The organism is Moorella thermoacetica (genome assembly GCF_001267405.1).
Taxonomy (GTDB): domain Bacteria; phylum Bacillota; class DSM-521; order Neomoorellales; family Neomoorellaceae; genus Neomoorella; species Neomoorella thermoacetica.
In genome coordinates, this window is record NZ_CP012369.1 from 941,628 (window position 1) to 954,682 (window position 13,055).

The 13,055-nt window shown below is 53.8% G+C and carries 11 protein-coding genes; all 11 read left to right on the plus strand.

All coding sequences use genetic code 11. The features are described from left to right. Nucleotides 1-720 precede the first annotated feature (720 nt). Nucleotides 721-2,106, plus strand: coding sequence for an ElyC/SanA/YdcF family protein (locus tag MOTHE_RS04730; RefSeq protein ID WP_011392533.1), 1,386 nt, complete (start codon nt 721-723; stop codon nt 2,104-2,106). Nucleotides 2,107-2,404: 298 nt separating this feature from the next. Next, nucleotides 2,405-2,638 (plus strand): AbrB/MazE/SpoVT family DNA-binding domain-containing protein, encoded by a 234-nt coding sequence (locus MOTHE_RS04735; RefSeq protein WP_053094734.1) that lies wholly within the window; start codon nt 2,405-2,407, stop codon nt 2,636-2,638. Then, the gene (gene mazF / locus MOTHE_RS04740; protein WP_011392535.1) at nt 2,632-2,979 is read left to right on the plus strand and encodes an endoribonuclease MazF; all 348 of its coding nucleotides are present in this window, start codon (nt 2,632-2,634) and stop codon (nt 2,977-2,979) included. Before MOTHE_RS04735 ends, mazF begins: the two co-directional genes overlap by 7 nt. Before the next feature lie 350 nt (nt 2,980-3,329). Then, complete coding sequence (locus MOTHE_RS04745) at nt 3,330-4,859, plus strand: YifB family Mg chelatase-like AAA ATPase (RefSeq protein WP_011392536.1); 1,530 nt, start codon at nt 3,330-3,332, stop codon at nt 4,857-4,859. Nucleotides 4,860-5,012: 153 nt separating this feature from the next. Further along, complete coding sequence (locus MOTHE_RS04750) at nt 5,013-5,537, plus strand: ferredoxin domain-containing protein (protein ID WP_011392537.1); 525 nt, start codon at nt 5,013-5,015, stop codon at nt 5,535-5,537. A gap of 189 nt (nt 5,538-5,726) precedes the next feature. After that, nucleotides 5,727-6,827 carry an iron-containing alcohol dehydrogenase family protein gene (locus tag MOTHE_RS04755; RefSeq protein WP_011392538.1) on the plus strand — a complete coding sequence of 367 codons (1,101 nt, stop codon included), beginning with the start codon at nt 5,727-5,729 and terminating at the stop codon, nt 6,825-6,827. Nucleotides 6,828-6,998: 171 nt separating this feature from the next. Beyond that, nucleotides 6,999-8,084, plus strand: coding sequence for a DNA-processing protein DprA (gene dprA / locus MOTHE_RS04760; protein ID WP_011392539.1), 1,086 nt, complete (start codon nt 6,999-7,001; stop codon nt 8,082-8,084). Between the two features lie 9 nt (nt 8,085-8,093). Beyond that, nucleotides 8,094-10,187, plus strand: coding sequence for a type I DNA topoisomerase (gene topA, locus MOTHE_RS04765; protein ID WP_011392540.1), 2,094 nt, complete (start codon nt 8,094-8,096; stop codon nt 10,185-10,187). 20 nt (nt 10,188-10,207) lie between these two features. Beyond that, nucleotides 10,208-11,521 carry a methylenetetrahydrofolate--tRNA-(uracil(54)-C(5))-methyltransferase (FADH(2)-oxidizing) TrmFO gene (trmFO, locus tag MOTHE_RS04770; RefSeq protein WP_011392541.1) on the plus strand — a complete coding sequence of 438 codons (1,314 nt, stop codon included), beginning with the start codon at nt 10,208-10,210 and terminating at the stop codon, nt 11,519-11,521. A 53-nt stretch (nt 11,522-11,574) separates the two neighbouring features. Then, nucleotides 11,575-12,516 (plus strand): tyrosine recombinase XerC, encoded by a 942-nt coding sequence (xerC, locus tag MOTHE_RS04775; RefSeq protein ID WP_011392542.1) that lies wholly within the window; start codon nt 11,575-11,577, stop codon nt 12,514-12,516. A 9-nt stretch (nt 12,517-12,525) separates the two neighbouring features. Then, a complete protein-coding gene (gene hslV, locus MOTHE_RS04780) occupies nt 12,526-13,050 on the plus strand; it encodes an ATP-dependent protease subunit HslV (RefSeq protein ID WP_011392543.1) in 525 nt (174 codons plus the stop codon). Nucleotides 13,051-13,055: the final 5 nt, after the last annotated feature.

The window sequence follows — 13,055 nt, forward strand, 5'->3', positions numbered from 1 at the left end:
AACCAATTAGACCGCATTATTAATAGTTTTGGGGATAGTGGAATAATTGACTACTCTCGTGATCAAGAGGTTTAATCAAGCCCGCTCGTAGACAGAGGTTGACCAATACCTGGCAGCGATGACCCCGGGTTTAACGAGGGCCCAGGAGTTGGGGGTGGTCACACCCCTTAACATAGAAATACCAGTACCCGAAGCCAATACCGCCGTCACCTGGAAAAGATCTGGTACAATAGCATTACCAACGTAACGCAGCGGCAGCGAGGGGTAGGTTAACCTCCGGGGTTCAGCTTATCCAGTGGCAGCCGGGCGTGGAAAGGGTGCCACTGGAGGCCTTTAAGAGAAAAGGAATAATAAGCAGGGGGTGGAGAATAATGCTTACGCTTATTTTTGGCATTCTTAGCATTTTGCTTGGTATATTACAACTAATTAGGCCAGCAAGGGTCTACACTGATAACCCGGAAGTTCAAGTACATTTTCGACCAAGACGTTTCAGTTTTATTAACATTTTACTTAGCTTGACATTAATTGGCTTTGGGATAGTCCTTCTATATTCATTTTATCTTACAGGCACCAAACCCCACGGGCTCCCAGGAAAATTTGGATAAAGCTTCCTCACGAAATGCCCGAAATAGGAATAGTTGCAATTAGATTGCCTTAAAGAACTGGGAAAAGGGAATAAGTAAAGCATTTTTGAAGGTGGGAAGAAACTCAAGAATTGTTATGAAAAAAAACATATCCATAGCAATAATTTTTGCCGCCTTAATTACCTTGATATTAGGTAGTACGTACTGGTATATCGAATGGTTTGGGTGGAACACGGCTCCCAAGCGAGCTGATGTGATTATAGTGTTAGGTGCTGCTGTTTGGGCGAATGGTCCAAGCCCGGCTTTAATGGAACGTATTACACTGGCCGAAACTCTTTATCAACAGGTATATGCAGCGACGCTAATTACGACAGGTGGCATTGGGAGATCTAATCCTACCCCGGAAGGAAGCGCCGCCCGGCAGGTTCTTATTTCCCATGGTATACCTGCCAATGTAATTTATGAGGAAGTCACTTCGAGCAACACCAGGGAAAACCTGGTTGGGGCCCTCAACATTATGCGCAAACACGGTTGGAAAAGTGCCGTTATCGTCACCCATGATTTTCACCTTTTACGGGCCATGACCGAAGCTCGCCGGCTAGGCATAGAGGTTTCCGGCGCCGGTGTCCATGAAACAGCCATGTTTAGGCCGCCGCTGGTACTACGAGAGGTAATCGCTAACCTGGTTAAAGCGATCGGGTATAACTTGCAAATGTACCGCATGGAAGAAGGGGATAATGTGCTCGCCGGCAACAATCGGATCCTGTTGAAAGCATTAATCGTTATGACCTTACTATCAATCCTCGCCTTTACAGCCTGCGCCCGATCTTCTCAATCGCCAAAAGAAATCGAGGAGGCAGTAGCCCTTGTAAATGGTCAACCAATAAATAAGGAAGCTCTGGAAAAAGAAATGCTTAGAATGCAATTAATGGCTGAAATGAGGGTTCAATCAGGAACTGTTTCTATAGACGAGTTTCTTAAGCAATCCGGACGGGACTGGTCCAAGATGTCGCCAGAAGAAAAGCGTTACTACCTGCGGGCAAAACGTCAAAGCGAAATGACAGGGGAGAAGAATGAGGCTTTTAACCGGCTGGTGCGGGAAGAGGTTCTGTACCAGGAAGCGGTTAAAGAGGGATATGAAGTTTCTATAGACGAGGCCCGGCGGCGTTACCAGGAAATAGAGACCCTTTCCCAGGAATCCCTAAAAGAGGCGCTTAAAGACGCAAAGGCCAAGGAAGAGATAGAAAGGCTGCAAGAGGTTGAAAAGAAGTTCATGGAATTGATGGGCTTTACCAGTCCGGAAGCGCTAACAGAATACCGGGTGCAAAGGCTCATGCGAACCATGCCCATTAGCCGTTTACGGGAAAAGTTTAAAGCGGATTGGGGCAATAAACACCCGGAAATCCGCGGGGACGAGTTCCGGTACATGGTTGAAAATCGCTGGGAAGATTATACTAACGAACTTTTGCGCCAGGCTAATATTCGTATCAAAGACAAAGACCTCGAGGTTATTTATGAGTAGTCTATTTTACCATCTCAGCATGAACTCTTATGTCTTTCGGCGAATAGCAAAATTAACTATGTTAGCCATTGTCAATTCCGTCGTCCTCGTGGGCCTGGCGGGCAGAGCGTACGGGTAGAGGTCGATATTAGCAACGGCCTGCCGGTTTGTGAAAGTGTTGGTCAAATTGTACAGATAAAAAGTCTAAAAAATAGGTAGGAGACGTGACGCTAGTATTTGCGTCCCCCTTATTTCTTACTTGTATCCATAGCATTAAAAGTATATACTATGTATAAACAAAGAAGGAGTGAAAATCGTTATGCAACCTCATGTGCAAAAGTGGGGCAATAGTTTAGGGATACGTATCCCTTTGTCGCTAGCCCAAAAAATCGGCCTTAGAGAAGGCACACCGGTTGATTTACAGGTAGATGAGGATGCGATAATTATCCGCCGCAAACAATACAGCCTGGAACAAATGTTAGCCCGGGTTAAACCTGAAAATATTCATAGTGAAATAGATACTGGGCCTCAGGTTGGGCGGGAAATATGGTAAACGAGATGGAAACCTATATTCCCGAACGTGGTGATATAGTCTGGCTCCAGTTTGATCCTCGGGCAGGACATGAGCAAGCTGGCAGGCGGCCGGCGCTGGTAATTTCACCGCAACTTTATAACGGCAAAGTGGGACTGGCCCTTTTTTGCCCAGTTACTACAAAGGCGAAGGGTTATCCCTTTGAAGTAGAGATACCGGCTGGTTTAAAGATTACCGGAGTGATCCTGGCAGACCAGGTAAAAAGCCTTGACTGGCGGGCAAGGGAGGCGCAATTTGCCTGTAAAGTCCCGGCAGGGGTGGTAGCAGAAGTCCAGGCTAAAGTTCAGGTGTTGATTTCCTGAGTTACAAAAGAATGTGAGCGGGAGATACTCTAGACTTCCATGAAAAAAACATATCCGTAGCAATAATTTTTGCCGCCTTAGTTAGTTCCCCCTGAAAAAGTCCATTTTTTGCATCACATAGGGGAAAATGTTATTTCCGGACTGTAGATCGAGTAGAATTCTAACTGTTTCATCCATTATGTTATACCATTGTTGCCAATCAGTGTAAATTATAGGCCAAGATTCCATAACCAACCCAGGTAGTGGTACCGCCCAGTATTAATGATTAGTCTTTTTCACCACCTTAGCAGGAACTCCCGTTCTGGTGGCGAATAGCAAATATTGGACATAAAACCACCTGGGGGTTCAAAATGCTGGCCATTGTTAACTCAGTCGTCCTGGTAGGCCTGGAGGGGCAGAGCGTACGGGTAGAGGTGGACATCAGTAATGGTTTGCCCCTTTGTGATATAGTGGGGCTGCCGGATCCCTCGGTGAGGGAGGCCCGGGAACGGGTGCGAGCAGCTATTAAAAATTCGGGTTTTGACTTTCCGCTCCGCCGGATTATTGTTAATCTAGCCCCTGGTGACATCAAAAAAGAAGGTCCAATCTATGATTTGCCGATTGCCCTTGGTATCCTGATGGCTGCAGAAGCTATCGGTAGCGGACCAGAATTGGCCATTTATGCTGTAGGCGAGCTTTCCCTGGAGGGGAGCTTGCGGCCCATTCCCGGGGTTTTGCCTATGGCATTGGCCCTCCAGGAGATCCAGCCCGGGGCTATTTTTATCGTCCCGGCCGCCAATGCCAATGAAGCCGCCCTGGCTACCCGCTTAAGGGTGCTGGCAGCCGAAAGCCTGGCCCAGGTGGTGGCTTACTGGCGGGGAGAGGGTGAATTACAGGAAATAAAGGCTGCAGGAGATAGTCCGCCGCCGGCCTGCAGAGGGGTGGACCTGGCCGACATCAAAGGTCAGGTGGCCGCCAAACGCGGTCTGGAAATAGCCGCTGCCGGTGGCCATAATATCCTCCTTATCGGCAGTCCCGGGGCCGGGAAAACCATGCTCGCCAGGAGTCTGCCTACCATTTTGCCCCCCTTAACCTATGAAGAAGCTCTGACGGTGACCAAGATTTACAGTGCCGCTGGTTTACTGGCCCCGGGCCAGGGGCTGGTAACGGAACGCCCCTTCCGTACTCCCCATCATACTGCCTCAACAGCCAGCATCATTGGTGGCGGGCGGTTCCCCAAACCCGGCGAGGTAAGCCTGGCCACCCACGGCGTCCTTTTCCTGGACGAAATGGCCGAATATCGCCGTGATGTCCTGGAGGCCCTGCGCCAACCCCTGGAGGACCGGGTGGTCACTGTTTCCAGGGTAGCCGCGGCTATTACTTATCCTGCTGATTTTCTTTTAGTTGGCAGTATGAATCCCTGTCCATGCGGGTATTATGGTGACCAGGTAAAGGAATGCCTTTGTACCCCCCATCAAGTAGCGCAATACCGGAAGAGGTTATCCGGACCTCTACTGGATCGCATTGACCTGCACCTGGAGGTGCCCCGTTTGACCTACAGGGAGGTTGAAGCCGTGATCCCGGCAGAAAATTCAGTTACCGTGAGAAAAAGAGTACAAATTGCCCGCCAGCGCCAGTTGGAAAGGTTAAAGGGTACCGGGGTTACCTGTAATGCCGCCATGACTCCCCAGCAGGTGCATCGCTTTTGCCGACTGGCACCCCAGGCCCGGAGCATATTACGGGATGCCTTCAATAAATTAGGCCTCTCTATGCGTGCCCATGATCGTTTGCTCAAAGTGGCACGCACTATAGCCGACTTGGCCGGGGAGGAAACAATCACCGCAGCCCACCTGGCTGAAGCCATCCAGTACCGCAGCCTGGACTGGGGTGAGAGGGCGTAAAACTTAAATTTCATTCCTTGCTCAGGAGCCTTGAAATATAAGGTTGGAAGTTTTACTATAATGTTTTGCCGGCATAACAAATTCAATTTTTATTCGGTTTTAGGGTAGGATGCGGAAGATAGGGTAAAAAATATGCAGAGGAGGTTTTTCATCATGCCGGAATTTAAAGCAATGGAACTGGTTGCCGAGTTGATGGCTATTGCTGCCCGGACGGCCCCCAAAGCCGGGGGTAAAGATTTTATTGAACTAAAGATCCTTCAGGGGGATTCCCTGGAGCAACTGGCTATAGCGATGACCCGTTATGGCCAGGAGAAGGGCAAGAAAAACTTTGACCGCGATGGCGAGAACGTCCGTCGTTCTGATGCCGTCCTCCTGGTGGGGCTAAAGAAAGCAGCCAAGGCTGGCCTGGATTGCGGCGCCTGCGGTGCTGCCCGTTGTGCCGACCTGGAAGGACCCCATGAAGGCCCGGAGTTTGCCGGCCCTATCTGCGCCTGGCGTCTCATAGACCTGGGTATTGCCCTGGGATCGGCCGCCAAGACGGCCGGTATCCTCAATGTCGACAACCGCGTTATGTACCGTATCGGCGTTGTTGCCCGGAAAACAGGCCTTATGGATGCCGAAGTCATTGCCGGCATCCCCATCTCCGCCACAGGGAAGAATATTTATTTTGATCGGTAAATAAGCACCTCATACAGTTTATTTACCAAATGATTGAGCGCCCAGGGGCATCCCCTGGGCATATATGCAGGTTGGACCTTCGCCCCTCATGGGGGCTGCCGCCCCCGTCAGCGAACTATAAAAAGCTCGGTTGATGTAAGGGGCTGGTGGGTAAGGTTACAAACCTATTTTTGGAGGAGACAGATAGTCATGTCCTTCAGTTTTTATTTACCAACAAAGGTCTTTTTTGGCGAAGGGGCTGTTAACAATCATGGCGTCTTTCTTAAAGGCAGGGGCCGCCGGGCCCTGGTAGTCACCGGGCGCCACAGCGCTACAGCCAGCGGTGCTATGGCCGATATTGAAGCCTTGGCCAAGAAACTAGATATAACCCTGGCGACCTTCAATCAGGTCCCTTCTAACCCCACCCTGGAAGTAGTGGGCCGGGGTGTTGAAATGGCCCGCAGCGAGGGGGCGGATTTTATCATCGGAATTGGCGGTGGTTCTCCCCTGGATACGGCCAAAGCCATCGCCCTCCTGGCAACCAACAAAGTACCGGCAACCGCCCTTTATGAGGCTGAGCTACCGGAGCCGCCTCTACCTGTGATTGCTATACCGACTACTGCCGGCACCGGGAGCGAAGTCACCCAGCATGCCGTTTTTACCCTGCCGGAAAAGAAAATCAAGAAGGGCTTTAGTGACGACCGCTGTTTTCCCCTGGCAGCATTGGTGGATCCCCGTTATACCGCCTCTCTCCCCCTGGAGGTTACCATTGATACCGCCCTGGACGCCCTGAGCCATGCCATCGAGGGTTACCTGTCCAGGCGGGCGACGCCTTTAAGCGATACTCTGGCCCTTGAGGCCATGGGCCTCTTCGCCAGGCATAAGGAAGCCCTGGTGAGGGGAGAGTTGACTCCTGCTACCAGGTACGATCTCATGTATGCTTCCACCCTTGGTGGCATGGTCATTGCCCAGACGCGTACGACCATCCTGCATACCCTGGGTTATCCTCTAACCTTCAGCCATAATATCCCCCATGGCCGGGCCAATGGCCTCCTGCTGGCAGCCTACCTGGAGTTCGTACAACCGGCGGAACCGGTGAAGGTCGCTCGCATCCTGACTGTTTTAGGGATGACCTCCCTGGCAGAGGTGCAACAGATGATCCGGCTACTCCTGCCGGTGCCGGGAAAATATCCGGAGAAGGAATTGGAACGCATGGCGGATCTGGTAACCGGGGCCAGCAGTATGGCCTGGACGGCCCGCCAGGGGACCCGGGCCGATCTGGTCCGGATACTGCGCCAGAGTTTGGGTTAGTATGAAGGGGTTGCCTGTTGGTCAGAATACTCAAAAGGGCTGGCTGCCGGCGCATTTACGGGAGCAACTTCTCGAATGCGACCTTGACGGGCCGGTAAAAAATAGATATCCTTTTAAGAAACCGTACCATGTGGCTCCGATTACTTTGTAGATAGGGACAGGGGAGAAACCATGGAGGAAAAACCATTCTGGGTAGCCCTGCAGCAGACACCCGGCCTGGGAGCCCGCCGGGTCCTGCAACTGGTCAAATACTTTGGCGGTGCCCGGGCTGCCTGGGAGGCTCCGGAAGGGGAACTCTTAACCCTGGAGGGCCTGGGTAAAGGAGCAGTTTCCCTGCTAAATTGGCGCCGCCAGGTACATCCGGAGAAAATAATGGTTTCCTTGGCTGCTGCCGGCATCGGGGTCATAACCATCGAAGAAGAAGTCTATCCTCCGGAATTGAAACGTATTTACGACCCGCCCCCGGTTCTTTACTGGCGGGGCAGCCGGTTGCCGGGGGAAGGCTTTAAGATAGCCATTGTTGGTACCCGCCGGGCGACGGCCTACGGTCTGAAGGTGGCCGAAGAACTGGCGGCCGGCCTGGCGGAGGCTGGCGTAGGGGTAGTCAGTGGCCTGGCCCGGGGTATTGATGCTGCTGCCCATAGGGGCGCCATCAAGGGCGGGGGATTGACCTGGGGCATCCTTGGCTGCGGCGTTGATATAGTTTACCCGCGGGAACACCGGGAACTCTACCGCCAGGTTATGGAACACGGGGCAATTATCTCGGAGTTTCCCCCAGGGACGCCGCCGGATGCCGGCCATTTTCCGGCCAGGAACAGGATTATCAGCGGCCTGACGGCTGGGACAGTGGTAGTCGAGGCGGCGGCCAGGAGCGGCGCCCTCATAACTGCCGACCTGGCCCTGGAGCAAAACCGCGATGTTTTTGCGGTCCCAGGTCCCATCACCAGCCGTTATAGCCAGGGCCCACACGATTTGATTAAGCAAGGAGCCAAGTTAGTAAGCGGCGTAGCAGATATTTTGGAAGAATATGAGCCCCGGTCGCTATGGAGTTTACCCCGGGAAGAAACTCGGGCCTCTGTAACCCTGAACGCTATCGAGGAGAAGGTGTTGGCCGTTTTGGAGGCGACCCCATCTCACCTGGATGTCATTATGGCGGCCACTGGTTTACCGGCCGGTGAACTTAATACAGCTTTAATCATGTTGGAGATGAAGCAATTGATCCGGCGGTTGCCGGGAGGTTTTTATGTGCGTTGCTAAGGAGGGTGTATGTTGGCCAAGACCTTGGTTATCGTGGAGTCCCCGGCCAAGGCAAAAACCATTGGCAAATTCCTGGGTAAGAATTATACCATCAAGCCGTCCATGGGGCATGTCCGGGATTTACCCAAAAGCCAGTTCGGCGTTGATGTGGAAAATAATTTTGAACCCCGTTATATAACCATCCGGGGCAAGGGTGAAATTGTCAAGGAACTGCGGGCTGCCGCCCAGAAGGCCCAGAGGGTTTTACTGGCCCCGGACCCGGATCGTGAAGGAGAGGCCATTGCCTGGCACCTTCAGCACCTCCTTGGCCTTCCTGATGAAGCCATCAGGATCGAATTCAACGAGATTACCCGCAATGCCATCCAGGAAGCGGTCAAGAAACCCCGGAAGATCGACCAGGACCGGGTAGATGCCCAACAGGCGCGGCGCATCCTGGACAGGGTGGTAGGTTACCGTTTAAGCCCTCTCCTCTGGCGCAAAGTCCGTAAAGGTTTAAGTGCCGGCCGGGTGCAGTCAGTAGCCGTGCGCTTGATAGTCGACCGGGAGCAGGAAATCGAAGCCTTTCAACCGGAGGAATACTGGAGCCTTACAGCCTGGCTATTGCCGGAGAACGAGGGTGAGGCTTTTCCTGCTAGGTTGGTGAAATATGCCGGCGAGGATTTAAATGTTAAAAACGAAGGGGAAATGGAGTCAATTCTTCATTCCCTGGAAGGAACCACCTATGTTGTAGCTGAAGTAAAGCAGCGGGAACGCCGGAAAAATCCGGCTGCTCCCTTTACTACCAGTACCCTGCAGCAGGAAGCCTACCGGAAATTAAACTTTACCTCCCGGCGTACCATGCAGGTGGCCCAGCAACTCTACGAGGGTATTGACCTGGGAGGCGGCCAGGGCCCTGTAGGTCTTATCACCTATATCCGTACGGATTCCACCCGGGTGGCCAGTGTGGCTCAGCTGGAAGCCCGCGATTTTCTGATGGAACGCTTCGGCTCGGAATATGTTCCGGAAGGTTTACGTCAGTATAAGGGGCGCAAAGATATCCAGGACGCCCATGAGGCCATCCGGCCGACCTCAGTTTGGCGTGAGCCGGCGTCCCTGAAAAACATCCTGACCCGCGATCAGTTTCGCCTTTATAATCTTATCTGGGAGCGTTTTGTTGCCAGCCAGATGCAGGCGGCTGTGATGGATACCGTGACGGTGGATATTACTGCCGGGCCGTGTCTTTTCCGGGCGACGGGTTCGGTCGTCAAGTTTCCGGGTTTTCTAAAGGTTTACCAGGAGGGCAGGGATGGTGAAGATAAGGACCAGGAGCAGCGGTTGCCACCCCTGGCCACAGGCCAGACCCTGAAACTGCAATCCCTGGAACCCAAACAGCACTTCACCCAGCCCCCGCCTCGCTATACTGAAGCTACCCTGGTCAAGACTATGGAGGAACTGGGTATCGGCAGACCAAGTACCTATGCGCCGACCATTGAAACCATCCTCCAGCGGGGATACGTCACCAGGGAGCAGAAACAATTTGTTCCCACGGAACTGGGCCGGGTAGTCGTCGCTTTGTTAAAGGAACATTTCCCGAAAATAATAGACGTTGAATTCACGGCCCATATGGAAGAGCAACTGGATGCCATTGAAGCCGGGAAGATATCCTGGCGCCAGGTGCTGGCGGAGTTTTATGGCCCCTTCGAGGAGGTCCTGGAAAAGGCTGAGGCTGAGATAGGTACGGTGGAGGTGCCGGAAGAGGTCAGCGAGGAAAAATGCGAACTCTGTGGTCGCAACCTGGTGGTCAAGATGGGTCGTTACGGCAAATTCCTGGCCTGTCCCGGTTTCCCGGAGTGTCGTTTTACCAAGCCCCTGCTGGAGACCATCGGCGTCAACTGCCCGGAGTGCGGCGGCCAGATCGTTGCCCGGCGGACGAAAAGGGGGCGGAAGTTTTACGGCTGCCAGAACTATCCCCGTTGCACCTATGTTTCCTGGGATAAACCAACCAATCAAACCTGCCCGCGCTGTGGTAAGCGTCTGGTAGAGAAGGCCTCACGTCAGGGTAGCCGCCTCGTTTGTCCCCAAAAAGAATGTGGCTATGTAGAAGAGGTCCGGCAGGCAAAATAGTATTTGGCAGGGGAGAAAAGTTGTCTGATAAAGTGATTATTATCGGTGGCGGCCTGGCCGGTAGCGAGGCTGCCTGGCAGGCCGCCCGGCGGGGAATGAAAGTTGAACTCTGGGAAATGCGGCCGGGCAAACTTACCCCGGCCCATAGTACAGGATACCTGGCCGAACTCGTCTGCTCCAATTCCCTGCGGGCTGATTCTCTAGAAAACGCCGCCGGCCTGCTCAAGGCCGAGATGCGCCAGGCCGGTTCTTTGATTATGGAGGTAGCTGCAGCCTGCCGGGTACCGGCGGGCAAGGCCCTGGCCGTAGACCGTGAGGAATTTGCTTCCAGGGTAACGGCAATACTGGAAGCCCACCCGGGGATTACTGTTATTAGAGAAGAAGTCCAGGCTATTCCTGATAACGGCCCGGTGATTATTGCTACCGGGCCACTGACTTCACCGGCCATGGTGCGGGCTCTAAAGGAATTTACCGGTGCTGAGTACCTCTATTTTTATGACGCGGCGGCCCCTATTGTTACCGCTGAATCCCTGGATTACAGCCGTATTTTTAAAGGCTCCCGCTATGGCAGGGGGGAGGACGATTATCTCAACTGTCCCCTAAATAAAGAGGAATACGAGGCTTTTTATCAGGCCCTGGTGACAGCTGAACGCCATCCCCGGCATGAGTTTGAGCCCGAAGTGGTATTTGAGGGCTGTATGCCGGTGGAGGTTATGGCCGCCAGGGGCCCTGACACCTTGCGCTTTGGACCCATGCGGCCGGTGGGTTTAATCGACCCGGCCACAGGACGAGAGCCCTATGCCGTGGTCCAGCTGCGCCAGGATAACGCCGCCGGTACCCTGTATAATCTGGTGGGGTTCCAGACAAGTCTCAAGTGGGGGGAGCAGGAGCGAGTTTTCCGCCTGATTCCAGGTCTCAGGGAAGCCGAGTTTGTCCGCTTTGGCGTGATGCACCGTAATACCTATGTTAATTCACCCCGTCTGCTCCAACCGACCCTGCAGGTGAAGGGATATCCCTGGCTCTTCCTGGCCGGCCAGTTAACTGGTGTCGAGGGCTATATAGAATCTGCTGCCTGCGGCCTGGTGGCCGGCGTCAATGCCACCCGTTTCGCCCGGGGAGAGGAACCCCTGATTCCTCCTCCGGCCACGGCCCACGGGGCCCTTCTGCATTATATAACGGATCCCACCCACACTCCCTTCCAACCCATGCATATTAATTACGGTCTCCTGCCGCCCCTGGAACACCGGGTGAAAAACCGCGTCGAACGTAACCGGATCCTGGCGGCCAGGGCATTAGAAATCTGGAACAGTAGCGGTGAATTTTCCGGCAATTAACTTGCACTTTAAAAGTGATTATGATAGCATATATGCAGTCCGGGGGTGAGGTAATGCCCGGAGTTACCTTTGGGGAAGCCCTGGAGGGTTTTCTTTTGTATCTAAAAGGCGAAAGGCAGGCTTCGCCCTGTACCGTCGATGCCTACCGGGCTGATATCGAACAATTCGCCGCCTTCGTAGCAGGACGCGCGGGCCAGGAAGCAGGCCCTGCAGCAGTCGATATCTGGATGGTGCGGCGCTACTTGGGCTGGCTGAACCAGCTGGGCCAGCAGCGGTCAAGCATGAACCGTAAACTGGCCGCGTTGCGTGCTTTTTATCGCTTCCTTCTACGGGCGGGGCAGGTACAGAGCAGCCCCGTCGCCCTGTTATCCGGCCCCCGCCGGGAGAAAAGATTGCCCGGCTGTCTGAGCCATGCTGAAATGGAAAAACTCTTAAGTATCCCGGCGACTACTCCCCTGGGTTTGAGGGACCGAGCTATTCTGGAGACGCTCTACGCCTCCGGTATCCGGGTGGCTGAACTGGTAGGCATGGACCAGGATGACCTGGATCTGGTAGCAGGTTATGCCAGGGTCCTGGGTAAAGGCCGGCGGGAAAGGGTGGTACCCCTTGGTCGCTATGCTGTTAAGGCCCTGGAGAATTATTTACATCGGGCCCGTCCGGAACTGGCCGCCCGGCGTATCCCTCCTGAACCCAGGGCCCTTTTCTTGAATCACCTGGGGGGGCGGTTAACAACCCGGGGAGTCCGGGAACGCCTGAGCCACTACGTAGAAAAGGCCGCCCTGCGGAGGGGGGTTTCCCCCCATACTATCCGCCACACCTTTGCTACCCACCTGCTGGAGGGAGGGGCGGATCTGAGGGTGGTCCAGGAACTCCTGGGCCATATCCGCCTGGCGACGACCCAGATTTACACCCACATCAGCCAGTCCCAGCTGCGTGAGGTTTACCGCCAGTTCCACCCGCGGGCCAGCCGTGATAATATAGATAATCGAAGGTGAGGGTAGACCATGGAAGGGACAACAGTTATCGCCGTCCGCCATCAGGGTCGGGTAGCCCTGGCCGGCGATGGCCAGGTGACTTTCGGCAATACTGTTATGAAGCACAAGGCACGAAAGGTACGTCGCCTTTACCAGGACAGGGTCCTGGCAGGCTTCGCTGGCAGCGTGGCCGATGCCTTTACCCTTTTTGAGAAGTTCGAGGCTAAATTAGAGACTTATCATGGCAATCTCCAACGGGCCGCTGTTGAACTGGGGAAAGAGTGGCGTACCGACAGGTTCTTGCGGCGGCTGGAAGCCCTTTTGGTTGTGGCTGATAAAGAACACCTCCTGATTATTTCCGGTAACGGCGAAATTGTAGAGCCCGATGACGGTATTGCAGCCATTGGTTCCGGTGGCCCTTATGCCCTGGCAGCGGCCCGGGCCCTGGTGGCCCATACCAGTATGACGGCCGGGGAGATCGCCAGGGAAGCCATGAACATTGCGGCCTCCATCTGCATCTATACTAATAACAACATTATTGTTGAAGAGCTTTAACCCTG

Excerpts from the sequence above, each read along its gene's own strand:
- MOTHE_RS04730 (WP_011392533.1), top strand. The coding sequence starts at position 721 with ATGAAAAAAAACATATCCATAGCAATAATTTTTGCCGCCTTAATTACC.
- MOTHE_RS04735 (WP_053094734.1), top strand. The coding sequence starts at position 2,405 with ATGCAACCTCATGTGCAAAAGTGGGGCAATAGTTTAGGGATACGTATC.
- mazF (WP_011392535.1), top strand. The coding sequence starts at position 2,632 with ATGGTAAACGAGATGGAAACCTATATTCCCGAACGTGGTGATATAGTC.
- MOTHE_RS04745 (WP_011392536.1), top strand. The coding sequence starts at position 3,330 with ATGCTGGCCATTGTTAACTCAGTCGTCCTGGTAGGCCTGGAGGGGCAG.
- MOTHE_RS04750 (WP_011392537.1), top strand. The coding sequence starts at position 5,013 with ATGCCGGAATTTAAAGCAATGGAACTGGTTGCCGAGTTGATGGCTATT.
- MOTHE_RS04755 (WP_011392538.1), top strand. The coding sequence starts at position 5,727 with ATGTCCTTCAGTTTTTATTTACCAACAAAGGTCTTTTTTGGCGAAGGG.
- dprA (WP_011392539.1), top strand. The coding sequence starts at position 6,999 with ATGGAGGAAAAACCATTCTGGGTAGCCCTGCAGCAGACACCCGGCCTG.
- topA (WP_011392540.1), top strand. The coding sequence starts at position 8,094 with ATGTTGGCCAAGACCTTGGTTATCGTGGAGTCCCCGGCCAAGGCAAAA.
- xerC (WP_011392542.1), top strand. The coding sequence starts at position 11,575 with ATGCCCGGAGTTACCTTTGGGGAAGCCCTGGAGGGTTTTCTTTTGTAT.
- hslV (WP_011392543.1), top strand. The coding sequence starts at position 12,526 with ATGGAAGGGACAACAGTTATCGCCGTCCGCCATCAGGGTCGGGTAGCC.